29 protein-coding genes are annotated in these 24251 nt (G+C 49.1%); 8 read left to right on the top strand and 21 right to left on the bottom strand.

Translation table 11 applies throughout. From position 1 onward, the window contains the following. Window positions 1-302: 302 nt before the first annotated feature. The gene (locus IEX74_RS18790) at window positions 303-455 is read left to right on the top strand and encodes a hypothetical protein (protein WP_188815572.1); all 153 of its coding nucleotides are present in this window, start codon (window positions 303-305) and stop codon (window positions 453-455) included. Between the two features lie 219 nt (window positions 456-674). Here the strand turns inward: IEX74_RS18790 and IEX74_RS18795 are convergent, their stop codons facing one another. From IEX74_RS18795 to IEX74_RS18830, 8 genes are all read right to left on the bottom strand, one after another. Then, window positions 675-977 (bottom strand): hypothetical protein, encoded by a 303-nt coding sequence (locus tag IEX74_RS18795; protein ID WP_188815573.1) that lies wholly within the window; start codon window positions 975-977, stop codon window positions 675-677. 41 nt (window positions 978-1018) lie between these two features. Next, window positions 1019-1447 carry a hypothetical protein gene (locus tag IEX74_RS18800; RefSeq protein ID WP_188815574.1) on the bottom strand — a complete coding sequence of 143 codons (429 nt, stop codon included), beginning with the start codon at window positions 1445-1447 and terminating at the stop codon, window positions 1019-1021. Between the two features lie 3 nt (window positions 1448-1450). Then, window positions 1451-2656, bottom strand: a complete 1206-nt coding sequence (locus IEX74_RS18805) for a DUF2586 family protein (protein WP_188815575.1) — start codon at window positions 2654-2656, stop codon at window positions 1451-1453. 50 nt (window positions 2657-2706) lie between these two features. Further along, the gene (locus IEX74_RS18810; protein ID WP_188815576.1) at window positions 2707-2919 is read right to left on the bottom strand and encodes a hypothetical protein; all 213 of its coding nucleotides are present in this window, start codon (window positions 2917-2919) and stop codon (window positions 2707-2709) included. An 803-nt stretch (window positions 2920-3722) separates the two neighbouring features. Further along, window positions 3723-4037 (bottom strand): hypothetical protein, encoded by a 315-nt coding sequence (locus IEX74_RS18815; RefSeq protein ID WP_188815577.1) that lies wholly within the window; start codon window positions 4035-4037, stop codon window positions 3723-3725. Next, the gene (locus IEX74_RS18820) at window positions 4034-4432 is read right to left on the bottom strand and encodes a DUF5675 family protein (protein ID WP_188815578.1); all 399 of its coding nucleotides are present in this window, start codon (window positions 4430-4432) and stop codon (window positions 4034-4036) included. Before IEX74_RS18820 ends, IEX74_RS18815 begins: the two co-directional genes overlap by 4 nt. A 159-nt stretch (window positions 4433-4591) precedes the next feature. After that, a complete protein-coding gene (locus IEX74_RS18825) occupies window positions 4592-5686 on the bottom strand; it encodes a phage capsid protein (protein WP_188815579.1) in 1095 nt (364 codons plus the stop codon). A gap of 66 nt (window positions 5687-5752) precedes the next feature. Further along, the gene (locus IEX74_RS18830; RefSeq protein ID WP_188815580.1) at window positions 5753-6844 is read right to left on the bottom strand and encodes an ATP-dependent Clp protease proteolytic subunit; all 1092 of its coding nucleotides are present in this window, start codon (window positions 6842-6844) and stop codon (window positions 5753-5755) included. 148 nt (window positions 6845-6992) lie between these two features. Between IEX74_RS18830 and IEX74_RS18835 the strand changes: the two genes are divergently transcribed. The 3 genes from IEX74_RS18835 to IEX74_RS18845 are packed head-to-tail and all read left to right on the top strand — an operon-like array spanning window position 6993 to window position 9527. Further along, window positions 6993-7472 carry a winged helix-turn-helix transcriptional regulator gene (locus tag IEX74_RS18835; protein ID WP_188815581.1) on the top strand — a complete coding sequence of 160 codons (480 nt, stop codon included), beginning with the start codon at window positions 6993-6995 and terminating at the stop codon, window positions 7470-7472. After that, a complete protein-coding gene (locus IEX74_RS18840) occupies window positions 7462-8886 on the top strand; it encodes a terminase large subunit domain-containing protein (protein WP_188815582.1) in 1425 nt (474 codons plus the stop codon). Before IEX74_RS18835 ends, IEX74_RS18840 begins: the two co-directional genes overlap by 11 nt. A gap of 2 nt (window positions 8887-8888) precedes the next feature. After that, complete coding sequence (locus IEX74_RS18845; RefSeq protein WP_188815583.1) at window positions 8889-9527, top strand: phage protein Gp36 family protein; 639 nt, start codon at window positions 8889-8891, stop codon at window positions 9525-9527. Here IEX74_RS18845 and IEX74_RS18850 read toward each other — a convergent pair whose 3' ends face one another. After that, the gene (locus IEX74_RS18850) at window positions 9528-10352 is read right to left on the bottom strand and encodes a hypothetical protein (protein WP_188815584.1); all 825 of its coding nucleotides are present in this window, start codon (window positions 10350-10352) and stop codon (window positions 9528-9530) included. A 42-nt stretch (window positions 10353-10394) separates the two neighbouring features. Between IEX74_RS18850 and IEX74_RS18855 the strand changes: the two genes are divergently transcribed. From IEX74_RS18855 to IEX74_RS18870, 4 genes are all read left to right on the top strand, one after another. Then, window positions 10395-11618 (top strand): phage portal protein family protein, encoded by a 1224-nt coding sequence (locus IEX74_RS18855; protein WP_444542872.1) that lies wholly within the window; start codon window positions 10395-10397, stop codon window positions 11616-11618. A gap of 266 nt (window positions 11619-11884) precedes the next feature. After that, window positions 11885-12439 carry a phage head morphogenesis protein gene (locus IEX74_RS18860; RefSeq protein WP_188815586.1) on the top strand — a complete coding sequence of 185 codons (555 nt, stop codon included), beginning with the start codon at window positions 11885-11887 and terminating at the stop codon, window positions 12437-12439. Next, window positions 12426-12923 carry a phage virion morphogenesis family protein gene (locus tag IEX74_RS18865; protein WP_188815587.1) on the top strand — a complete coding sequence of 166 codons (498 nt, stop codon included), beginning with the start codon at window positions 12426-12428 and terminating at the stop codon, window positions 12921-12923. The genes IEX74_RS18860 and IEX74_RS18865 overlap by 14 nt, the downstream gene beginning before the upstream one ends. A gap of 3 nt (window positions 12924-12926) precedes the next feature. Then, window positions 12927-13448 carry a hypothetical protein gene (locus tag IEX74_RS18870; RefSeq protein ID WP_188815588.1) on the top strand — a complete coding sequence of 174 codons (522 nt, stop codon included), beginning with the start codon at window positions 12927-12929 and terminating at the stop codon, window positions 13446-13448. Here the strand turns inward: IEX74_RS18870 and IEX74_RS18875 are convergent. The 12 genes from IEX74_RS18875 to IEX74_RS18925 all read right to left on the bottom strand — a co-directional run bounded on the left by IEX74_RS18875 (window position 13438) and on the right by IEX74_RS18925 (window position 23980). After that, on the bottom strand, window positions 13438-14502 hold the full coding sequence (locus tag IEX74_RS18875) for a YaaC family protein (RefSeq protein ID WP_188815589.1): 1065 nt from the start codon (window positions 14500-14502) through the stop codon (window positions 13438-13440). The two genes, IEX74_RS18870 and IEX74_RS18875, sit on opposite strands and share 11 nt — an antisense overlap. A gap of 352 nt (window positions 14503-14854) precedes the next feature. Next, window positions 14855-15256, bottom strand: coding sequence for a type II toxin-antitoxin system HicB family antitoxin (locus IEX74_RS18880; protein ID WP_188815590.1), 402 nt, complete (start codon window positions 15254-15256; stop codon window positions 14855-14857). Between the two features lie 75 nt (window positions 15257-15331). Then, window positions 15332-15517, bottom strand: a complete 186-nt coding sequence (locus tag IEX74_RS18885) for a type II toxin-antitoxin system HicA family toxin (protein WP_188815591.1) — start codon at window positions 15515-15517, stop codon at window positions 15332-15334. Between the two features lie 724 nt (window positions 15518-16241). Then, a complete protein-coding gene (locus IEX74_RS18890) occupies window positions 16242-16685 on the bottom strand; it encodes a VRR-NUC domain-containing protein (protein ID WP_188815592.1) in 444 nt (147 codons plus the stop codon). 190 nt (window positions 16686-16875) lie between these two features. Continuing rightward, the gene (locus IEX74_RS18895) at window positions 16876-19326 is read right to left on the bottom strand and encodes a BT4734/BF3469 family protein (protein WP_188815593.1); all 2451 of its coding nucleotides are present in this window, start codon (window positions 19324-19326) and stop codon (window positions 16876-16878) included. Further along, a complete protein-coding gene (locus IEX74_RS18900) occupies window positions 19326-20741 on the bottom strand; it encodes a DEAD/DEAH box helicase (RefSeq protein WP_188815594.1) in 1416 nt (471 codons plus the stop codon). The genes IEX74_RS18895 and IEX74_RS18900 overlap by 1 nt, the downstream gene beginning before the upstream one ends. Then, complete coding sequence (locus IEX74_RS18905) at window positions 20734-21891, bottom strand: hypothetical protein (protein ID WP_188815595.1); 1158 nt, start codon at window positions 21889-21891, stop codon at window positions 20734-20736. The genes IEX74_RS18900 and IEX74_RS18905 overlap by 8 nt, the downstream gene beginning before the upstream one ends. A gap of 4 nt (window positions 21892-21895) precedes the next feature. Further along, window positions 21896-22105, bottom strand: coding sequence for a DUF1508 domain-containing protein (locus IEX74_RS23535; RefSeq protein ID WP_188815596.1), 210 nt, complete (start codon window positions 22103-22105; stop codon window positions 21896-21898). Window positions 22106-22246: 141 nt separating this feature from the next. Then, entirely contained in the window at window positions 22247-22648 is a 402-nt protein-coding gene (locus IEX74_RS18915) for a hypothetical protein (protein WP_188815597.1), read from the bottom strand. A 48-nt stretch (window positions 22649-22696) separates the two neighbouring features. Further along, on the bottom strand, window positions 22697-22933 hold the full coding sequence (locus IEX74_RS23280) for a hypothetical protein (protein WP_229755372.1): 237 nt from the start codon (window positions 22931-22933) through the stop codon (window positions 22697-22699). A gap of 3 nt (window positions 22934-22936) precedes the next feature. Next, the gene (locus IEX74_RS18920; RefSeq protein ID WP_188815598.1) at window positions 22937-23575 is read right to left on the bottom strand and encodes a hypothetical protein; all 639 of its coding nucleotides are present in this window, start codon (window positions 23573-23575) and stop codon (window positions 22937-22939) included. Window positions 23576-23680: 105 nt separating this feature from the next. Next, the gene (locus IEX74_RS18925) at window positions 23681-23980 is read right to left on the bottom strand and encodes a hypothetical protein (RefSeq protein ID WP_188815599.1); all 300 of its coding nucleotides are present in this window, start codon (window positions 23978-23980) and stop codon (window positions 23681-23683) included. Between the last annotated feature and the right edge of the window lie 271 nt (window positions 23981-24251).

The raw sequence follows: 24251 nt of genomic DNA on the forward strand, positions 1-24251 counted from the left end.
GAGCATCCAAGTTCCCCCACCTGTGCGCGCTACGCAATTTGGGCTTTTCACCAACGGTTATAAGCCCCGTTACTCACGGCAAAATGTGCCGTTGGGTAATTGTTTGTATTCTCTTTTGTGAAACAGCCTAAACAATGCTGTAAATGGACTTAACTATTTGTTAATGAATAAATTTAACGTAAACCAGGAACTAACCTGGGCATTGTTTTACTTGGTATTATATAGGGAGGTTAGTTACTCACTTATGGTGTAATCAATCTATTCCTTGCTTGTCTCATCTTTTCACCAAAAGCAATTTTCTTATGGCATCGCGTGAAGATTTAATCCGTCAAGAGCAGCTTAATCAGAAAGCTATCATTGAAGAAATGAGGAAGTCAGATGACCAGGCACAAAGAGATCGTGCCGAAAGACTTGAACAGCAGCGGAAGAACCAAGAGGATAACTACAAAAAGTAAAAAGTACTAAACTTCATAAAAAAAGCCCTGGCAGTAGCCAAGGCTTTTTTTATTCTGCCTCATTCTTCATCCTATGAAGCCACTGTGCTTGTCCTGCCTTATCCTGCCAAACTTCGTCGGGCAAGTTCTCTGGGTGCGGAATGCCTAGGTAGTGGCTAATGAGTGCATCAGCTTTACGAATACCGTCGTAACCGTTGCGCTCGTCAACAGGAAGCAGAGTCAGTTTTTTTTAAGTTCTCCGTCTAGCAGCTCGACTAGTGCGACAGCCTGCATGCTAGCTGACATTTTTAGCAGCTCGTTTTCTAGTACTTCCTTGTCGCCACCAACAAAGCAGTTTTCTAGGATAAATTCACCGGCTTCTAGTGGCTTATTCTGAGCTAGAAGCGACATGCCGCGGGCAACTACGGGCCGGTTTGCTTGCTTCAGATAAGCTGTGGCTTTGACGTTGCCGGCTTTGTCTTTCAGCGTTAGCGTGCTGATTTCGCCGTGTTCTTTCTGCAGTTGCTCTAATTGTGACAACATAGGTAATGGGATGGGGTAATTTTATGATGTGACTTAGTTTTTTACTTCCACTGTATGTGCGTAATAATGAGGTCTAATTCTACCTCAATATTCGTGTCGCCTGATTTAGAAGCACGCTTGTTGCCTTTAAATTGGCAGTTTAACAGCTTGTGTGTCACCACCTTGTTAGATGGGTTGACATAAGAAACTGTGATAGGGAAGGGCGGAATATCCTGCACACGGCCGGAAGGTGTAGCGTCTACTAAGCGCTCTAACTCCTTGGCCTCTAGAGTAATGCTCGCTTTTGCTTCGTTCTTGCCGTAGCCGCGGCTAATAGGGAAGATACCGGCGCCGAAGTTGTCAACCATTTCTTGCATATCTTCATAAGAGATAGCCGAAATGCCTAGCACTGTGCGACCTAGCAACTGCACATTGATATCAGCCCAGGTGTAAGCCGTGCCGTTGATAAGGATTTTAGACAGGTCTGCCATAGCTTATGAAATGCTCTTTACAAAGCCGATAGTGCCGACGATTTCACGCGCCGTAGCCATGGGCACAATAGAAAATTCTACTTCTACTACTGAGGTGCTTAGCACGTCCTGTGATGGGTCTATATAGACCTCACAAGCTGAGATTTCGCCGTTTCGAGAAAGATTGGCTTCTAGCGCACCCTTGCCTTTCGCTTCTAGCTCGCCTACTGTTTGGGCCAAAATCTGACCGTCGGCATTGAGTGCCAACGGACCTTTGAGGTTGGGTAGCAGCGCTTGACGTACCACCCGAGCTGCTTTGTTGAAGGTGCGGGTGTTCTCAATGTAAGCGTAGTCACTGGCCACGTCGGTTGCGGCGTGTGAATCGTTCCAATACTGACCGTCAAAGCCAGTGTGAGTGACCGCAAACAGGTAGCCTTTCGCGTTCAAGCCTTCCAAATCTGAGGGCAATACTTGCCCAATTGGTTTGCCGTTAGCTAAGCCTGACTTCAAGAAAGAGCCATCAGAAGCAAGATTGAACTTATCTAGCCACCCGATATTCTCATGTACGCTGGCATAGCTCAGCGTACCAAGTAAAGTGCCGACCGCGGGCACCGTAGGCTTTTGCAGGTAGTCGACGCCGATTACTACAGCTACGTTCTCTGCATTCTGAGCCCGCAAGTCAAGCACGCCGGCTACGTTAGCTGATAAGCCATGGCCACCAAGCACAACAAATACGGGGCGGTGCTGCTCGAATTCCTCAGTAGCTAGTGCCTGTGCTTTGGGCAAAGCAGTTACTACGTCGGCATCTAGGCCACCTTCCATGCTGGCCACGTAATCTGCAGCTGAATCTAGGCAGATAGCGAGCTGCTTAATTTTGCCCTCAGCTTCCGTGAGTAGGCGCTTAGCGAAGGAAGCGGCTTTGTCAGCCATCAGCGACATGCTCACATTGCGACCGACTACGAATAGCCAGAGCACCCCGCCGCGGCTCATGCGGAAGAATTCGGAAGCGTGGTAATGCAGGTCGGCACTATTCGCCGTGTCATAGTCAGCATCAACGCCCAACGCCTCCAATTGGCGCAAAGAGCGGATTTCGTAGGCTGTATTGAGCTGCAAGCCATCGGCTACGGCTACACCCTGGGTCACAAGGCCGCTAATACCGTCTTCTGTCGGGCGCTGACGACCTAGGCCACCGCGGCCCTTGGCAATACGAACGTCGGGCAATTTTGCCATTAATCGAAAGGATAAAAGATAAGGGTTGATGAGGCTGAACTAGACTAGGCTTATTCCTCGTCTTTGATTTCTTCCCCGTCGGTGCCTACTCGCTTGATAGCCTTATCTGTCAGGCTTTTAGCATGTGCTTTGGCCCAGGCCTCATTCTGCGGCAAGAATGGCGTGCCATCAGAGGTCACGAGCAATTCTTTTGCTTTCGGATTTGCCTTGAAATGAGCGGCAAAAGGGTTTTTCTTAGCTGTTGCGTTGGTCTGTTCCGCCATCGTTGCAAGTTGTTTGAGCTGTTATAAGGACTGTGGTAAGCACCACAAAAGCATACTTGATGTAGGGTAGCACCTCATCTGGTATCAGGTCCGGTTGCAAGCGTAGGGCGGCAACCACGGCCAATCCTGCTAGGCAGAACTTCTGAACCTTGCGCCAAAACTTAGGCGTCTCAGAGAGTAAGCGGGTAATGATTTCGAAATTCATCGGGCGGCGCGAATAGCAAGCGAGAAAATGAAGTAGGTAAGACCAGCACCCACGATAGCACCGCAAAGCAGTAGCAGCCACCATGGCCACCCCTCCACCTCATACCATGCGTAGACCAGCAGCCTAGGACACGGTTTGAGTTTAGTAGCCACTACTGCGGTACTGGCTTTGGTTTCAATGTCCTTCCGGACTACCCAGAGTTGATAAGCGTTACCTGTGCGCCACACACGGCCGGAAACGCCTAATGTGTCAAAGCATAGGGTATCTTGCAGTGTGGGGCGGCTTTCAACCCACTGCAGCACTTTATGTCGTGCCGCGGCTCGCTGCACACTGTCGAGCGAAATTTCTACTTGGTGCAAGAGTGAATCTAGCTGCACACTGTCGCGCTGCTCACGAATCACATTGCGCACCGGTATGTACTGAGTCCGAAATTCGATTTGCGGAATTCGTACGGGTACCTCAACTCGTATGGTCTCTTTAGAGAGAATGTTAGGGTGCTCTGTCAGGAACTTCGCCACCTTCTGTTCAGGTGTTGGGCGCTGTAGTACAGCACAGCTAGTGGCACCTAGCAGTAAGGCACAGGCTAGTAAATGTAATTTCATCGGTGTGATGCTTTCGGTATGGATAAAGCGCCACGGATAGCGCCAACATCTTCTTTCAAATCGCTTAGCTTGTCAAGCACTTGCTTGTTACCATCCTCAGCACTGGTAAGCCGGCGGTTCATTTCGGCTTTAACCTCTTTAGCATCAGCTATATGCTTGTCTAGGTCGCTTCGTAATGTTGCTTGGCTATTTTCAATCGTCGTAATCCGGTTTTCGTACCGAATAGCTGAGCCCAGAGCCCCACCACCCAATAGAATGGCAATACCAATACCCCACTTAACCCACTCACTAGTTTGGCTTTGAGTGCTCACGAGATAGTAATAGTGACAGGCTCGCGCCGGTCGATAGCATCTTTTATTTGCGCATAGAGCACGGCGTATGCGTCGCGGCTTTGGCCTACAAAGTCTGTGCTTTGCGTTTTGCCGACGAGTAAACAGCCTTCAGTGTCGGCGGCGGTGTTGCCGCTGTGGATTCTTACCCCTTCGAAACCAGGCACATTGACTAGCAAGGGCATTAGCCGCTTGAAGCGGTTAGAGTAGGTAACTTGCACATTATAAGTGCCTTTGGGTATTGCAGTCTTGCCCCAAACCTTCTCGCCTTTGCGTACCACATCCTCCAACACGTAGCACTCAAATTGGCCGTTGATGGAGAGTTGCCCAATGGTACTTTGGTTGGTGAACGTAGTACGCTTTAGCGCTAAGTGCATAGCTTATTGATTGTTACGATTGGATAAACCCCACTTTGTAGTTCGACTAGCAATAGTTGGCTTGCCGGGCCAATAGCCTAGGTTGTTGCGAGGCCGTGTGCTCTGGCAACTGCACAGCAGTAACCAGAGCGACAAAGCAGCTAGAGTGGCCTTCACGGCTTAGGCCGCGGCTTGACGAATGGCTACAACGCCTTTCTTGTCGGTGCGCATTAGCTTCATGCCGAAGCGCACAGCGTTGTTCATTAGAGCACCCAGGTATTGTGCTTGTGCCTCGTTGATGTACACTTTTGGGGCACCTTCGACACGGCCAATAGCGTTTTCAACCCAGATAAGCATACTCTCATTGTCATCAGCAGCAGCGGCGGCACCTACGGCTTTGGGTGCGCCGGCGGCGGTGAACATAGCTGCCGTGCTGCGCTTGTACCATTTCACGCCCATTAGCTCACCAATGGCACCGGTCAAAAGAGCCGACGTGTTACCGGTCTTGTTGTAGTCTACAAAGTTTTCAATACCGAGCAGCTCGCTATACTGAGTAGCACCAACAAGGCCGTAGCGCTGGCCTTTCATGTCGGTGCGGTCAAGCACCTGACAGGCTTTGATAATGTCGTCTTTCGTTACGGCTTTGCGGTTGCCCGTCAAGCCAGGAAGGGCAGCAGCAGCAGCAGCACCGCTAGTCGTAATCAGAGCACGCGAGGTATCTACATTCGACATGCGATTGAGTGCCACGTTAGCTGCCATTTGGTCAAGAACGGCGCTGTGCAGCGAAAGCGTGCTAGCCCGCTTGTCGTAGCTCACTTCTAGTAGTTCACGGTCGCCTAAGCGAGTCGGATTGGTAGCTAGAAGGTTAAGCGTTACAATCTCGTTGCCACCCTCAATTTCTTCAACTGGCAGCGGGAAAGAAGCCGGGTCAATGATGCCCGTAGGCTCCTGCATTTCCTGTGGAATCTGGTAAGATGCAGCATCAAAGCTAGGTGCATCTACTGCCGTGTTGAGTTGCTTTGTGCGCTTATAGAACTCGTTATTGGGGAACAAGATTTTTTGCAAGTCCCTAGTAAAGAGTGTGGTAAGTACATCTTCGAAGGCAAGGCCGGGCATAGCCACTGGCTTTACACAGGCGCGAAGCACCTGGGCTCCAAATACGACAGCACCACACAAAACCGGGTTAGCACCCGTAGCAGTGCTGATAACAGCACCTAGCATCATGGCAACGATAAAGCCTAGAAACAGCTTGCCAACGAAAAGAAGATTTTTCATGAGTAGATAAAGAATTGATACAGAGTAGGTAGGGCGTATATTTCGCTTGTCGCTTATCAGATGGGCTTATTTGATGCCGGCAACCAAGTTTTGGTACTTGTCTGGGTTGTTGCGCTTCATGTCGAGTAGCCCGCGCTCATCTTCTTTGCTCCACTTGTCAAAGTCCCAATCATTGCGAGAATCAGCACCCGTAGTGCTAGCAATCAAGTTGGTGCGCTGAGCAACCGACGTGCGGCCGGGCATATCACCTAGGATTTTGCTAGTGTTGGTGAAGTCTGCTTTCAGCAAAGAAGTGTAGGTGTCTTTCTGAGTAGCAGTGATTTTGCCCGACGAAATAGCGCTGTTTACTAGCTGCTCAATTTGATTAGCAGTATCGTTGGCTCGCGAGTCTTTCAGCTCTTGTAGCTCGCGCTTTAATCTTTCTAGCTCGGTCTCTTCCGACTTAGGGGCGGCTACAGGCTCAGATGCCTTGTTTTGCAGCTTCTCAATAGCGGCTAACACGTCAGCCTCAGTGGCATTATCTGCCAATTTAACGCCGGCTTTGCCGAGCGCATTTCGCACTTCTTCGAGCTTCATTTCCTCGGTTTGTTTGGGAATTAGTGACATGTAGAATTTGTGCAGCTCGGTACCTGACATAGAGGCATCAGGAGCTACTAGCCCAACTTTAGCGGGCAATACTTCCGTGCAGAAGGCAATAGCTTTCGCTTCTTGAGCGCTTAGCCATGTCTCAGCTTCCATCATCTGTTCCCATTCTTCAACCGACTTGGTAGAAACGGCAACGTACATTTCAGCAGTTGAGCGGTTTAGCGCTTCCTGTGCAGCTAGCACTTTCTTGATTTCCTTTATCTGGCCATCAACTTGGCCGGAAATCTGGTGCATCATGAACTTCGCATGGGCCTGCGCTTGGCGAACATTACCCGCGGCGAAAACCAGCGTACATGCTGAGCCTACTAAGCCCTCGTTCACTGTAGTTACAGTAAGCTTGCTAGCTAGAATGCGAGCACGCATGGTCTGACCTGCCAGCCAAGAGCCGCCGGGCGAATTCAGACGAATAGTGCAGGAACGGGCACCGCTTCTTTCTAGGTTAGAAAGAAACGTGTCGAGATTGGCAGCGTGCCACATCTCTATACCTTCGAAAATTAATAGTTCGCGTTCCATTGTGCCCCAAAACTTCACTTGTGAAGCGTAGGGCGCAAATTGAGCTAGAAGCGAGCGGGTAAAAGCCCCGTTACTCACGGCAAAATGTACCGTTGCTTCCTGAGTCGAATTGGCTAAAAAGGGCTTTTAGAGCACATTTGGGGCACTTATGCCAACCAACCCCGACATAGAAAGAGAAGATAGCCAGCGCAATAGGGCGGAAATCCAAAAGGAGATTTACGCTTTCATTGCGAAGGAACTACGCCGGCCAACTGTACAGGAGTTGTGCGAGGCAACCGGTTTGAGTCCAAAAACCGTGAAAGCGCACTTGAAGCGCATTAAGCTTGGCGACGGTTCCCCTAACCCATTTCAGGCACTCACACCTAATGTGATTCTGAAGCTTTACGAGCGGGCCGTAGGGTTTTCGCACGAAGCTGTTAAAATCCTGACAGTTTCTATGGGTGAGGGCATGGGCTCTCAGGTTCAGGAAGTGCCCTATACTGAGCACTACCCACCTGACACGGCCGCTGCAAAGCTATTTGTGCAGCTTGTCGAGGGCTACAAGGAAAAGACTGAATCTGAATTGAAGGTGCCCCAGGGTATTACCTTCAACTACATAGCACCGGAGGTACAGACCGATGCAGATTGATTTCAAACCTAGCTATAAGCAGCACCTCGCCTGGGAAGCCCTAGAAGATAAGCTTACTGAGGAAGTGATGTACGGCGGCGCGGCCGGCGGCGGTAAAAGCTTTCTAGGCTGCTCATGGAAGGTGTATCGGCGGCTACGCTACCCAGGTAGCCGCGGCATAACGGCGCGTACTCGAATCAACGATATCAAAGAATCTACGCTCGTTACCTACTTCAAGGTATTGGCGGCATGGGGTCTGAAGATGGGCCGTGATTATCGTTACGTGTCGAGGTCCGGTGCGCCTGACTCGCTCATTTTCACCAATGGTAGTCGCGAGATATTTAAGGATTTGGCCTATGCACCTGCCGACCCAGATTACCAGCGGCTAGGCTCATCAGAATATACAGACGCTTGGATTGAAGAGGCTAACGACGGGGTGCCTGAGAAAGCAGCTGAAATTCTAAAAACGCGCATACGTTGGATGCTTCCAGAATTCGACCTTGTGCCTAAGCTGTTGATTACCTGTAACCCTGGGTATACCTGGGTAAGAACGAAGTACGTCTGTGACAATGACGAAAAGCCGGTTGTGCTACGTCCTGACCAAAAAGTTATTCAGGCACTCGTAACCGACAACCCAGATAAGGACTTTGTACGGCTCTACAAAAAAAGCCTAGAAGGCTTGCGCGACTACGACCGGCAACGCTTGCTGTTGGGCGATTGGAACGCTGTTGAGCGCACCGGCGGTGAATTCTATGAGTCTTTTGATAATCAGACGCATACAGGCGACTATGCCAGCACCTATGATGTTGACTTGCCGCTACACATTACACTTGACTTCAACCTAACACCGGGCGTTACACTCAATGTGCATCAGGTGCGCGGCAAAGAAGTAACCCAGATAGCCGAATTCAACAAGCATAATAACACGCCGGCTACTTGCCGTGCTTTTATGGCAAAGTTCGGGCGCCATCAAGCCGAAGTATTCATTTATGGCGACCCGGCCGGAAAGCAAGGCGACACGCGTAACGAGCAAGGGCACAACGACTTTACTATTGTCGTGAAAGAGCTACGGGCTTTGCACCGTGTCACGATGCGCGTTGAAGCGTCGGCACCTTCGGTTTCGATGCGCGGGCTTTGGATGAATGAGATTCTAGCTAAGCAACTAGACGGTATCACGTACCGGGTTGACCGCAAGTGCAACGTTACTATAGCTGACTATCAGAAGGTTAAAAAGGCTAGCGACGGTACCAAGGAAAAGAAAAAGGTTACGGACCCTGCTACCAAAGTAACCTATGAGCCCTACGGGCACAGCACCGACGCTAACGACTACTTTTTCTGTCGGTGCTTTCAGAATGAGTGGCGGGCATTCCAACGCGCCGGTAGCAGCAAACCCACAGTGGGTACTAGGGCCGATGTACAGCAACGAGCATACTAACTATGAGATTCTTAACAGCAGAAGATTACGGTATTCTTATCAAGCAAGAGCAGCTTGAAGTAGTGCTGAAAGACAACCCAACGGCGCTGCTAAAAGCTGAGGTTTTCGCGCAAGGTTTGATCGAAAGCTACCTACGCTCGCGCTATGACGTGGCTAAAATCTTTCTTGATGTGCAGCCATGGGCCGAAGCTAGGCAGTATGCCGCCGGCGCCGTAGTGTCGTACGGCACACCATCTGTTCTCTATGTGGCCGACCGGGCTACCAAGGGTGAGAAGCCGGGCGTCATCACTGAGCCAGCAGCACCCGAAGTAGCAGAGCCAGTAGCCGACCTAGAAACCGAGCCGGAAGCCACAGAGCCCGCACCGGAAGTGGAGCCCATAGAGCCAGCATGGGAAGAAAAAGATCCGCGGTCGGCTGTGCTCGTCACCTACATGCTTGATATCACTTTGTACACCGTGCATTCACGACACGGCCGGGTACAAATGCCAGAAAAGAGAATCGACCGCTACGACCAAGCTATTGAATGGCTCAAAGCCGTGTCAAATGGCAAGCTGTCAGCTGACTTGCCGCGGTTGCCACAAAAAGAAGAAACCGGTCGCTTTAAATGGGGCTCACAGCCCTTTCAAACTCTTGGTTGGTAATTACTTATCACTTGATTTATCAAAATATCCTTTGATAAATCCCATGTCACTAAGGAAAGTTGTTTGTCTGTTTTCATTTTCTTTTTTATGTATATTTTCCATTATTACTTGTTCGATTTCTTGTATTAAAGAGTCTCTCATAAAAGTGGTTCTGAATTTTGTATCATCACCGCTATTGTCAATTTCTAATGCTAGGATTCCTAGTGATTGTAGAGCAATTAATTGCCCTAATGCATACCCTGATGATATGCTCGTGCCTTCAAGTACTTTTATTATATTAAATTTCTGATTATTTATTTTTGACAAATATGCAATATATATTGAGAATAAACCTGTTACCGAATTAAACCTGAGTGAAGTAGATGCTGCTTTATCCAATATCGTATCCAACTCTTCTTTTGTTAAATTACTTTTTGTTTGATTTGAAGATGTAGATTCAATTGCTTCTAAAGATGATCTTACGTTTGAAGATGAGCTGGGTAGATTAGCTTTGCTTTGAAAAGATTCAAATTTATCTTCAAGACTTTTGATGGATGTAGGGACTGCGTCTATCTTTTTATCTAGGGTTCTGCTTATTCTTAATAAATTAGCACTAGAACTATTTATTTCGGTTGATACATTTGTTAATCTTCCTACAAGTTCACCGAAAGAAGAATTTGAAAAATATGCATAAACGATTGAGATTACAGCGAGAAAAATGGAAGTTATTGTAAGAGCAAAAGAGACGTAATCGACTAATTTTTCATTATTTCCAAAATCGATTGTTAGTAGTATGATTATGATTGTAATTAATATACCCGTGATATAAGTGAAATGTGTCTTCATTTTTATTTATTCGTTTTATGATGATTAAACTTACTTAATAATATGAATCTTCACGAACGTTTACGCGCCCAAGTAGGCGCCATCAATACTAAAATTTCCAAATTAGGCCGGCGCTCGGTATCGGAGCGTATCACGGAACACCAGACCGTACGCTTACGGGCTGACTTAGGAAATTGGCGCTTGGCACTAAGTAACGCCGAAAACTTGTATTATCCAGATCGTACCGAATTATATAGACTCTACCGTGAAGCGGTGCTTGATTCGCACCTGACTAGCGTAATGGAAACCCGTACGCTGAACCTTCTATGCCAACCCTTCAAAGTGGTAAGTATCAAGGGTCAAGTAGAAGATGAGAAGCTTACGCGCATGTTTATGACACCATGGTTTTTCGAGCTGTGCAAAGAAGCTATGGAGTCGCTTTTCTGGGGCCCGCGGGTTGTCGAGCTACAGCCGCCGGTTGATGGGGAGTTTTCAGGCATTGAGCTAGTACAGCCTGAAATGGTAATACCCGAATTCGGGCTTATTCGTGACGCACCCGGTAGCCTCAGCGGCATCAACTATCGCGAGGGCATAGAGGCACAGTGGCTCATTCAGCTAGGCAAACCTAAAGAACTAGGCTTGCTGCACAAGGCTATTCCGCACGTCGTTTGGAAAAAGAACAGCATGCAGGCATGGGCCGAATACTGCGACCGTTTCGCGTTGCCAGTGCGCACCTTGGAAATGGATTTGAATAATGAGGACCGGCGCGAGGTTGAAGATATGCTTAAGAATATGGGCCGGGCCGCTTACGCTATCTTGCCTCCTGGGGCTACTAACTTTCAGTATCATTTGCCGCAAAACTTTCAGCAAGGCGTATTTGCTGGCATGATTGACTACCCTAATACTGAGCTGTCAAAGCTCATTTTAGGGCAAACCATGACTACTGAGAACGGTAGCAGCCGTAGCCAAGCGGAAGTACACGAGCGGGTAAGCGAGAAGTACACCAAGGCTGATAAGATGTACCTGCGCAACCTCATAATGTGGGAAGTGTGGGACCGGCTTTTGATTCATGGCTACCCGGTTGCTGGCTTTGAGTTTAAGTGGGATGAAACCGAAACGCTCACCAAAAAAGATCAGTGGGATATCGTACAAGGTATTATGCAGCACAGCGGCTACCGTGTGCCTAGCAAGTACATTGTCGACACCTTCGGCGTTGAGGTTGAAGAAAAGCCAGAGCCTAAGCCCTTGCCAGTGCAGGTGCCGCCAACACCGGCGCCGGGAAAGTGATAGGCGCGGGTGTAACTGCCCTTTACGCTCGCGCCTGCACTCACTCTCACCATGGGGCCGAAGAGTTGCGCAATGATGCGCGAGAAGATGAGGCTAGTTTCTTAGCCGAATTCTTGACGCTTAGCCAGCAAGTTTACGCGGCCACGTCGGGCAATGTGGGCATACAGCTAGGCCTATTCTCGCTCACGACAAATCGATTGCTACAGGCTGTCGAAATCGGCTATGATAGAGAAGATAAGACCGCTACAGCGTTCCTACGGGGAAACGTGCATTTCTTCTCAGCGGCCAAAACCAAGCACCAAGCCATTGAGCTAAGCAAACTGCTACTTGATGAATCCGGACAGCGTAAACCCTGGGGCGAATTCAAAAAGGACGCTTTAGAGCTACACGACCAGTATAACAAGCACTGGTTGTCGGCTGAATACGAGCATGCTATAGCTAGCTCGCAAATGGCTTCTAGGTGGCTTGATTATGATGAGGCTGACTTAGTCGAGTATCAGACCGTAGGGGATGATAGAGTACGGCCCGAGCACCGAGCCTGGGACAAAGTGACCTTACCAAGTACGCACCCTTGGTGGGACACGCATTACCCGCCGAACGGGTGGCGCTGTCGCTGCACAGCTACAGTTGGCGCACCTGGGACTAGGGTAACACCTGATTCTATCCTACCTGCACTGCCTGAGCCTGACCCACTCTTTAGCGGTAACGTTGGCAAGACGGGCGTTATGTTCCCCAAAGAGCACCCATACTATGCTGAGCTTTCCGACGAGGCCAAAGCGGAAGTAGACGAGTTTACTAAGACCCAGAATGGCGAAGAATAACGATAAGGTATTTGCCCAGATTGAGCGCGAGGCGCGAGCTGTTGAAGCGTTCATGAAGCGGGCACCTAAGCAGGTCGGACAGTTAGCCGTGCGTGAATTCGTGGGCAACTTCGCTCGCCAAAGCTTCCAAAACGAAGCGGGTGTAGAGACTCGGTGGCCATCACGGAAGGTGCGACGGTACCGGCGCAAGTCAGGCAAGAAAGCAACCCGCTTGCGCCTGACTGCAGCGGGCAAAGATGATAGGGGCCGGGCTATTCTGGTTAAGTCGGGCAAGCTGCGGCGCTCTATCCGTGTCGACAGTATCGACAGCGAGCGTGTGACCATCAGCACGGACATTGAGTATGCCCAGGCGCACAACGAAGGGCATGTTTATGACAATCGGACCTTGCCCCAACGTCAATTCATGGGCGCGAGCAAGCGCTTAAATGACGAAGTAGTTACTTACCTCAAATCGGGTGTTGATAGCATCCTGAATAAGAAATAGACCATGCTGCATATCATCTTTCCTGAGCTAGCAGAGCGCTTACGCGACAAGGTGCCGGCGCTCGGTACCATTGATTTAGATATGTCACAGCTTGATTATCAAGACCAAGAGCCCATAGCTTACCCGGCCGTGTTTATCGACTTGGAGAACATAGCGTGGCATGACGTCGGGCAAGGCATCCAAAATGGGCAAGCTTTACTTCGCTTCACGGTAGCTGTTGAGGTATCAGAAGAGACCTTTAGCAACACCGGCCGCACAGATGCTATGGAACGCCTAACCATCATTCAGGAGGTGCATAAGGCGCTGCAGCACTTCGGAAATGCGAAATTGGCGCCCATGGTGCGCACTTCGTACCGTCGGGATAGGCCACAGCACCCCGAAGCGTATTGTGTCGCTATGGGCTACGTTACGCAGCTTTACGATAATGACGGGGTACCTGAATATGAGACAATCAGCAACCTAGGTCTAAAGGTGGCTAAGGGCAAACGTCCTGTGACTAATGATGAAGGCGACTTTATTCTTTAAGATTTTTACCCTCGTTTAGTCCTTCTTCTGCTATTAGTTTCTTCACTTGCTCAATTTCGAAATCATACGGATAATCTAAATGATCTATTACTATGCGTGGAAAATAATATTCAATTTGCTTTACTAGCTTCAGCATGAGTGGGTAAACAGCATCTCCCTTTTCTGTCCTGCTTAAAGCAACCCAGTGAGTAGGATAGTAGCGAACCATCATTCCCATGATGTATGCTGAGGCAAAGTATTGGCCTATCTCACAAACGTTTTCTGAATGTTCAAAAGGAGGCACAATATTAACGTCTCCTATACTGGCGAAAGACATACCGCCTTCCCAAGAAGGAACAAGTCTTAAAGGGTTAGTATCTCCGGAAATAGTAGCAGCTATTTTTACGCTGCCTGGCTCATGATGAATAGTGCAGTTAGGGAACAAGGCTGATATATCATTTTCAATATCACCTCTTAAATAAGAGGTTATTACCATATTGCCTTCGTGATTACGATCTATGTCTGAAACTTCAGCATGTACATAAGCATTGTTGCTCCATAATTGAAGTTCGCGTTTCAGGTCTGGGAAGCCAGCTGACAATGCATAAAAGTTAAATGTTTGTCCTTTTGATGGTTGGAGATAACTTATACGCCAATCAACTTTGTTAGACTTTGCTCTGAAGTAAGTCTTGTTATCAACAGCAGTAAGCAGCTCAGAGAAAGTGCCATTTTGAATGACTATTTGAAGGCTTGCAAAATCTTTACTTGCCAGAGCGCTTGGCCAGTTTTTTACTCCTAATCCATGGGAAGGCTTTAGTGCATCTTCACGTAGGTTAGGAGAAAAGATAAGAATAAGCGCTCTGCTCAATGACAAAACACCATAGTAAAGTAGTAAAGGCTTAACAGCAATATTAGAAGTAGAAGCACTTTTGAAGTATTCTCTTCCTAGCCTGAATGATGCTGCTATTTCTTGCACCTTACCGGCATTAGCTTCAATGCCATGGTGTTTTTTAAAATATCGGCTTATTAAATCTCTCGATTCAAACCCAGTTAACGCGTCCCAAGCTTCTTCCATTCTAATAGCGATTATACTTAGTTAAGCCACACATCAGCCAACAGCTCAAAACGCTGTATAGCATATAGGTTGTAGTATGGGTAAAAGCCTTCAAAGCATAAGATATGCAAAGCTTGGCTAGTCTCATCTAATCGCACCGGGTATACGTCGCCTGCTATTGGCCAATCTCCGCTGTGCTGTGCCGGCCGGTCGGCTGCATCAATGCAGCGAGCATAGGTGAGGTAGGGTAGGTGCCGTGTGGCGTCGCTGAGAGTAAGGTTAAGTACGTCGGGCTGCATCATGGCAGCAAATAAACGAAAAAGCCCCGGCCAAATAGGCTAAGGCTTTTGATTTAATGCTATTTGTTGTTGGATTAATGCACTAGTTCGATTTCTGATAGCTCGCGCCCAATTGCGCGAATGCCGTCCAAGATTCTTTCAACTTGCTTAGCTGAAGGCTTCTTTTGACCGCTGATATACTGTGCTAGCAAGCTTTGATTCATGCCGATGCGTTCAGAAAGTGCCTTGGCATTAATCACTTTGTAAAACTCAAAGAATTGGGGTAAGTCGAGTGTTACCCTAATCATATCATCATGAGGAAAGTACTTGTCTTTGCTCGTTTCTTCAATGTAAAGGCTCAATGCAAGAAGCATGTTTGCTTTTAGCTCCTGAAAAGTGGCGCCCGTTGTAGCTATGGGTAAATCCTGAGCATAAGCAGAATAGCCAGTATTCGTGCGCTCAACAATCATTTCAACCTTCTTTGGATATGGTTTCATGTACGGTTGCCGCTTAACGCTGCGGCGGCGGGTATACTATGGTTAGCAGTTTCTAAAGCGAAAAAGGAGGCCGGACTAAGATAGTCCGGCTTCCTTTAGAATCTTGGCAGCTAGTCCTTTACCGACTTCAGCGCTACCGTGACTGGGTACAACGAGCATACCGGGTTTCTCTGGGTGGCGCATTATCATGTGACTTCCTGATTGTCGTGTCACATACCACCCGGCCCGTTCTAATTTTCTGAGTAGCTCGCTGCTTTTCATGTCTCAAAGGTAATAAATTTATTACTTATTGCAAGTATTAGCCACAATTAATTTTCAACAAAAAAGCCCGCTACACGAATGCAGCGGGCTTTTGCGGCTAGACTGACTGTGGCTATTCCTCAGCTTCAGCGTAGATTATGATGTTGCCATTTGGGGCTAATGCGTAGGTCATATGAAGTGAGTTAGGAGCCTAGGCAGCGTTAGCTAGCTGCTGTTTCTGCCTAGGCTGCTTAGCGTAAATGATATCTTCAACTGTGGCAATTGACAGGTCGCGTTCCTCAGCAATTTGGGCTAGTACATACTCCCGACTGTACATGCGAGGTCGCGCTGCATCAGTGTAGCGCTTGCGAAATTCCTCTTTAATCTTGTCGTTACGTTTCTGTTTGTTAGCCTGAAGTGTGCGTACGCGAGCCGTCATAGTTTTGCCTTGTGATAAATTTAGTTAATTGTACTTTCCATATGATTCTAAAGTACAGCTGAGATAACTACAAAAGCAAATAATGTGCAGTATTGCTAACCTTTTTCTTGCATTTTTCGTAGTGGGTCGTTTTCTCGCGCCCATAGCCTTAAATGAGCCCAGAAGGAACAAATGCCAAGCACACATACTGCCTTGTCATGAAACCAAAGAGCCAGCAAACCCCAGGCTAAATGAACAAGTCCTATTATCAAATCACTGTGTTTATATAAGCGCTTCATTTTGTACGTTTTAAGTATAGCGCATTGGCTATGCACCTAGTCTGAGTGGGTTACTTTCTGGGAGTTTAGGCGAATTCAGGTAGTCCATGATTAGTTCTTTGTAGTGCTCGAAGTTGTCGACTACAGCCACTTTGTAGCCCATGGCGCGTAGCTGCTCAATACGTTTGCTCTGAATCGGGCTAAGCTTATTCTTGCCCACTTTGAATTCGAAGTAGAAGCCGTGATAAGAGGTGCCGAAAGGAGACGAGCAAGGCACGCTTAGAAACCAGTCGGGTATACCTGGGATTAGGCCGCGGCTCGTGTCAAGAGCTGCCGTGAGTGCTGACTTTGCTCCATCATTATGAATCATGAAGCCTAGGCCGCGCAAGTGTTGGAACTCTGGTAAGCTGCACAGCTCATTGTGAAACCACGTATGGCAGGTGGATTGGAGCCGTGATTCACGTTGTTTTTCGGTCTCGGGTAGGAAAGACATGTATATAACTATTTAAAGAACGAATAAGACCTTTTTAGAAGAGAGGCCACGAAGGCCACGAACGAGCCTACTTCTCTGCCTATATTTCGTTTTATTACATTTCTTAGAAATGTGATTCTAGGAATAATAGAAAAATGAAATAGTAGCCGGGAAATAAGAGAGTTCGTGGCCTTCATGGCCTGTCGAACTATTAAGCCTTTGAAAATCTGATATTTGTATCACGGAGCCCAGCATAGCCGCCGGAATCCCGTTGCTCATCAGCTGTGAGACCTTCGTAGTAAGCGTAGTCTTTAAGCCAGCCATTGAACTTGCGTTGGCTGCAAGTCTTTTCGTCAAAGCCTGTGAGGTCACGGAATAGCGTCCAAAGTGTACGTTTCCCATACCACTGACCTAGCTTGATTTCGTCCCTTGCAAAGTCTGCGAATTCCTCAGACGTCTTTTGAATAAGCTTGCGCCGGTTCAAATTGATGGGCGGTGCTTTCTTGACACCTTTTGCTAAGTAGCGTTGGCAGCAGCGTAGCATCAGGTTATCAAATAGCATCCATTCGGACTCTTCCCATTCGTCAAACAGCTCGTGCCCGAATTCGTCGCGGGGAGTATGAGCCGCTGAGAAGTAGCTAGCCACCTCAATTTCTACTTTGCGTCCTTCATGGCTCGCGCCTTCACCAACTAGGGTGTCATTGGTATTGATGAGGAACTTTGGCGCGTCGTGAAAGTCGATGTACTGTTGCATACCTCCTTTCATTTCTACTTCCATACCCGTTGTGATGATGGAAAACAGCTTTTCGAAAGGCAGTTTTTTTGCGTCCAAATCATCTAAAACAAGCATGTCAGTATCATGACGCACCCGCTGCCAAGCGAATTGCCGTGTGATATCGAAATTCTTACCATCAAGCTTTACCAGGGTCCGGAGCTTTTCGAGTGCCTGCACTAGAAGTCCCTTACCAGTGCGGCCGGCGGCGCCACCGCGGGTTATTGCCTCATCACATAGTACAACAGCGTAGCACTCCGTACGGGACTTGTGCCGGTGCATCAAGTAGCCTAGGGCACTAGTTAGGGAGTCGAGACGGGCGCTGTTGTCAGCCGTGATTAGCTGTAAATACTTGCCGAATTCGCCGTAGTTGGCCACCTCAAACGAGTTGAACAGATTGAAGCCGGTAAAGTCTCGGTCAATGCACTGAGTAGCCCAAATGCGACCGGGCAAAGCCGAATAGGGGCGCGGGGTAATAGCAGCTTTTGTCACTTCAACCCAGACGTTACGAAAGAAGAAATAGGCAGATTGCTTAGTGTCGCGTACGAAGCTTTCACCGACAACCGGCAAGAATTCTAGGGTGCCATCTTCGAACAGTTGCCGGTGTTCCTTCTGTATCCGGTCCTCTAAGATGATACGATACACGTTATCGAATTCGAATGGCAAAGAGCTTACGTAGTCGCTTACAAACTTCTTGATTTCAGCGCGGGTAACCTCTCTGACAATGTTGTTTTCAATGTGTACGGGCACATAATGCTTTCCTTGTTGGTGCATGGCAAAGCCAGCCGACGCAAGCCAGTTGATGTACTTAGCGCGGCTAATCTGCAGCACGTACACATCTTCTGCTTTCGTCTTGCCCTCTTTGTGCATCACGTCCCAGAACGTGAGCAGTACCCTATCTTCCTCAGCGTAGATAGCTTCTACGGCCGGCTGCAGCACGTCGGCGGGTATACCCTGGGTAGCAGCTAGCATGGCCACTACTTGCCCTGGCTTCTCACGTTCACGCTTCAGGTTGCGTACGGTGTATTGCACTTGCTCTGGCAACACTGGCTTCTTTTGCCCGTCGCGTAACCCATCTTCAATCGTTTTGAAGGCGTTTTTCGTGTCGGTTAGCTCGCGCTGGCCAATGGCTTGTTGCAGTGCCTCGCGTGCCTCATCTTCCCGAAGGAAGCCCGACGCAATGTAGCCACCGCACAAAAACGCCATCTTATTAAGCGTAACGTGCTTGGTACCATCTACAGCGCTGAGCACCTTATTTACAGCTGTGCGAAGCGCTACTTGCCCGTAACCCTCGCCATTACGCGAGGCTTGCCAAGTAGTAGTAGGCACCGGCTTCTTAGGCTCTGGCTCAGCTATAGTTTCCTCAAATACCGGCGCCGTAGGCTTGAAGTATAGTGCAGGGTCATAGGAGACAAAGCGAGGGCGCGAGACGTCGGGTAAGCTATCGATTGTTACGCTGTAGGTCTCTTTATAGAAAGCCTGAAGTGCCCGGAAGCTTTCGGCGTGGTGCTCAGTTGGGATGCGTACGATAGCGCAGAAGCCGGCGCCACCTACGCTCGTGAAGCACGAATAAGTAAATGTATCTTGCTCAATGAGTTGACGCTTTGCTTTCAAGTCAACACCTGGGTTTTTATCAGCGTCAACGTCAAGCGCTACAAAGCCGCTGTGAGCTGTAAGCCCATCTTCACAACGCTTTGAGAAGGTGCCACTAACCGTGAAGTAGGGCACAGTTTTCTTAGCCTCGCGCAACTCGGTTTTCGATTCGCACCGGCGCACTAGCTCAACTTGTGTCCGCCATTTTCCCTCACGTATTCCCCGTAGCACAGACTCAATGGATAAGTCTTTGCCCTGGGTGGTTTGATTGATGTTGGGGAATATTGAGACGTTCATTATGCTTCTATTGATTCATTGCGCTTGCTCAGCTGAATGTGTACCCAGCCGGGTTTATAATTCATCAGCTCAGCGAATTCGTATAGCTCATCTTCTGTCATGTCAGCCCATGACTTTTTCAGGTGCTCGGGGCGTTGGGGCTTAGCTGCTTTGACTTTCACGCTCTTAGGCAAGAAGTCCGTTAGCTCTATGAATTCTGCCTCCTGTAGCTCCATTGTCTCCGAAGCGAAGCGGTGCGCGCACTGTGGGCATTGCGCCACCGACAGATACAGCAGCCGTTCACAGCCGGGGCACATCTTCTGGGGCGGTGAATCTGAGACGCCACTAGCTTTGCGCTTATTCGTAGTGCTTAGCTCGTATTCTTCCGGATGCTCGACAGGCCCAAATTGCCGAACGTTGCCGCCTTGGTCAATTACAGTACAGTATTTCTTGCCCGGCGCCGTTCTAAGCCCGCGGCCAACCATCTGCAGATACAGTGACTTTGATTTAGTCGCGCGGTTCAAAATCACGGTTTCAATAGCTGGCAAGTCGAAACCTTCAGTAAGCAAGTTGACGTTGCACAGCACCTCGAATTTGCCGGCGCGAAAGTCCTGTAGAAGCCGCTTGCGGGTATCCTTATGGGTGTCCCCGTCAACGTGCTCAGCTTGGATGCCGGCGGCTAAGAAGGCGTCACGAACGTTAAGCGAGTGCTCGACATTGATGTTGAACACCACTGCCTTAGTACCTGGGGCGAACTTCTGATAGTTCTTAACAACCCCGTCGTATAGCTCGCGCTTGTCGAACGAGGCGAACAGCTGCTTTTTATCGTAGTCCCCGCGCACAACGTCTACTTTATCTAGCGCCGGCTCTAAGTCCTTCCGTGTGCCGTAGTAGCGCGGCGGCGTAAGGTGCCCTTGTTCTATCAGCTCAGCAACCGTAATAGGGGCAACAATCACGTCGTACACGTCACCTAGGCCGCGCCCATCCATTCGATAAGGAGTAGCCGTGAGTCCGATAATTTTAGCTTCAGGGTACTTATCGAGTAGTTCGATAAACGACGGGCTAACGCTGTGATGTGCCTCGTCAACAAACACCACTTTAGCATTTGGCATGTCACGCTTGATAAGCGTCTGAATGCTGGCCACCTGCACATTCTTTCGGCGCCTGGGTGGGTAGCCTGCCATGATGATACCCGGCGCAATGTCGAACTGTATAAGCCGGTCGGCTGCTTGCTCAACTAGCTCTTTGCGGTGCGCCATGAAAAGAACGGGGTTGCCCTTTTCGTCGCTGCCATGAATCATGCTGCCTGCAATGGTAGTCTTGCCGCCACCGGTGGGCACTACTACTAGAATTCTACGGTGCCCGTCGCGTATGGCTTGGCGTACACCCTCGATAGCCCGTAGTTGATAGTCGCGAAGTTTAGGTAGGCTAGACACTGGCCACCTCCTTTGCTACATAGGGCATCAATACAATACGCTCAGAGGGCTTGCCCTTCTCAACATATGGGTAGATGTGTAATGGTGAGGGCGCTTGACCTAGGTTGACTTGCACCCGCTCAGACCGGATAGGGGAAAGCAAGCGCTGCAAGTAGGCTAGGGTAACGGTAACAGTCTGGTTGAAACCCTCGGGCATGTTGCATGGGTACCACTCTTCAGCCTCGCGTGCCCACTCAGAGTTACTTACAAATAAGCGTATGCGACCATCAGCAAAGCGCAATTCCAGCCCGCTTTTCATTCCACTATAGTTTTTCAAGCGGGTTAGGGCATCTAGTACCGGTTGCCGCTCGAAATCAATAGGGGTGCGCTTGCCCGGCTGAAAGAAGTTGTCAATACCTGGGTGCTCATGAATTAGCAAACGGGCATGTAATTGAGTATTACCCAGGCCAAACACAGCTGCCGTGTCTGAGGCTATAACGCTCACCTCACCTTCATAGCGAGCGAGCAGCGCAAGCAGGATGTTGCAGGAGCTAACAGACAGCAACATGTGCAGGTTAGCACCTTTGCAGCCGCCGGCCGCGGCGCCGCTGGCGAAGTGCGACTGAGCCGCGCAAGTCTCAGCGCAGTTAGATTTTACAGCAAACAACAGCCCTATTAACCCTTGCACCGGCGCTGTTTTCTCGCTTTTAGCCACAGAAGGCAGCGAAAATGCTAGTGAGTTGCTTAGCTGGCTAGCGTTGAGGCCTGTGGCCTCAGCACCCCTAACAGTTGTTGGCAGGGGGAAATCTTCGGCTATTTCGCACATCATACTGTAGCGAGCCTTGCCCTCACCAAGCAATACCAGCTTGCAGCTGATAGGGTCGTACTTGATAGCAACCGGCTTTTTGGGTAGCAGCTTCAGCGTGTCAACTAGGGTGCTTACCGGTACCGCGGCGCGGAAGGGTTGCCCAGGTATTTCTACTTTTACCGACGTGGTAATTGTTGTTTCTAGGTTCGTGGCTGTAAGCTTCAGCCATTGGCCGGCAACTTCCATAAGCACCGTGTCATTTGCGGCGTTGAGAAGGTTATTGCTTACAGCCGGTCTTACTATATCGAGAGCACCCAACAGCACACTTGGCAGAAGGGTTAGGGTGTGAAGATTCGTGTTCATATAATTATTCTGTCTTATCGACTATTTGAAGGGGTTGCGTGCCGCAGAGGTCTTTTAGTATGTTGTTAATCGCTGTTTGACAGCCTCTTACAGTCGAGTAGTTCTTGTGACTGTTGAGTACTACAGTACCATTCCTGGCAATGAGGGAGAATTGAAATGTCCCCGAATCATCAATTGCCTTGTAGATTTCCCAATAAGACCGACCTTGCGCCATGGCTATAAGGATGAACAGCCACAGAGCATGTAGACCAAAGCGGCAAGCAAACCCATGATAACTAGGCGTTTGCGGTCTTTTGCTATCTTCTTTTTGCGCCGACCAACGGGTACTGAATAGGTGCGTGGGTGTGAAATAGCACTAGGCACGGCGCACCTCCTTTCTTATGTAGTGCCCAGGATTGATAGTGAGAGCAATACCCTTGGAGCGCAAGAAGTCGACAACTACAGCGCTACGAACTATGCTAGCTGTATCGTGTAAATTCACGAAAGCCAGCGCGGTAGGTTTCTCGTATACCTGTAGTTGGCTTAGCACTGCCTGTGCATCTTCAGCAGCAAAGAGGACTGGCTTAACCTTGTCTAGCTCGTAATAGTCAAATACTCCCTTGTCAGGAAAGCGCACTTCAGCGCGTTGGGCTTCCCAAGTCTGGCAGTAGGGCAACCCTACTAATGTGCCGGTACCATGGGCCGGGCTAAGTAGCTCAATATCAGCACTGAGGTAGTGCTGTAGCTGCTTAAGAAGCAGCTTGTTTGGAGAATCCATTGTATATTTAAGCCTGTTTTAGTTTTACCAATTGGCGGGTCGCTGTTCCTAGGCAGCGGCCCGCCTTTCTTTTTGGATGGGTAGCCAGCAAAAGCCACCAAAGCAGAATTCTTGCGTTTCCTTGCGGTCAATGACCCAACCCGCCCGACGTGCAGCGCCAATGATTTTGTCGGCTGCTACCTCACACTCTGCTAAGCGTAAGACCCTCGCGGCGCTGTCAAGCGTGTACCATTTGTCACGTTCAAAAAGCCTCAGCAGAAAATCAGCGTATTGGGCGGGTGTCATTGTTTAGAAAGGCAAATCATCATCACCAGCAGGCACCGCGGCTGAAGGTGCAGGAGCCGGCGTGGCTACAGGCGCCGGTGCGGGCGCGGGTGCTGCTTGTGGAGCCGGTGTGGTACCGGTAGTAGCGAATGGGTCGCCACCGGTTAGCAGCGCTTGCAGGTTGATTGGCCGTGCTATGAAAGCAGCTTTTACAGCGTCACTTACTGCCTTGGGCGGCACAGGCACTACAGCGTATTCGGTTTTCAAGCCGGCGCCCGTTTTGGTAATCTTCAGGTCGTAATTCTTGGGGTGTCCCCAATTTGAATCACGGCTTAGCTCAGCAATTGAGGTTTTGATACCAGTTTGGGTTATCTCCCAAATCCCCATTTCGCCCGTTGCATAGTCGTACACCGTGACTGCCCAGAATTCTTTCGGCTTTTGAGGGTTGTTGCCCGGGTCGGTCGGGTTCATATCGGCCGGCGCGGTACTTGGCTTCATGAGGGTGCGTACTGGCTTGTTCTCACGGTTGAAGTACAGCCATCCGATAAGCGGCTGCTTACCTAGGATACGGACACAGTTTTCGCCGTTTTGGGGCTTGAAGTAGGCGCCACCAGCTTGAGGTACTTCGTAGGTTTCTGGTAGAAAAGCGTTCGCAGTTGACATAAAAAAGGAGGTAAAAGGGTTTGAGGAAATGAGAATGAGAAAAAAGAAATGGTCTAAATTGACCAGGGTTAGTGCTTGTGATAGTAGCAGCAAATGCCTATCGACTTAGGATGCTAAGCGCATTGCAGGAGCATTCAGGCGCTTGCTCAACTTGTATTCAATGCAGGCACTGCGACTGTAAGTGGGGCGGGTGCCTAGCTTCGAATACTTCAGTAAGCTTCCTGGTTTATCTCGCTCAGCAATCAGTGTGGTGCGAGATTTAATGCCAGTGATCTTGAGGGCTGTAGCCGTATCTATTTCGTCGTCTACTGACTCTATATAGGCATCTAGCTTAGCCTTGATACCTTGGACTAGTTCAATTACTACTGCTAGATCATCCGGCGTAACAAAGGATAGAGAAGCCATAGCAATTAGTTAGTGAAAGTAACGGGGGTTAGCATTTCGGTTAGCTCGCGCTGAACATCAGCAGTGCCAGCTTCTTTGATAATGCGCACAGCCTCTATTACCACTCTGTTATTTGGCTTAGCAGAGCGCAAAGCACTGTACACGCCTTGTCGGCTGATACCTAGTGAATTGGCTATTTTGTTTACTGAGCCATGGGGCAAGAGCCGCTGCAATTGCTTGTCATTCTCTTGAATCATGTTTAGTATTGTTTACTTTCTATTGTCATTCAGTT

The organism is Hymenobacter cavernae (genome assembly GCF_014641455.1).
Lineage (GTDB): Bacteria > Bacteroidota > Bacteroidia > Cytophagales > Hymenobacteraceae > Hymenobacter > Hymenobacter cavernae.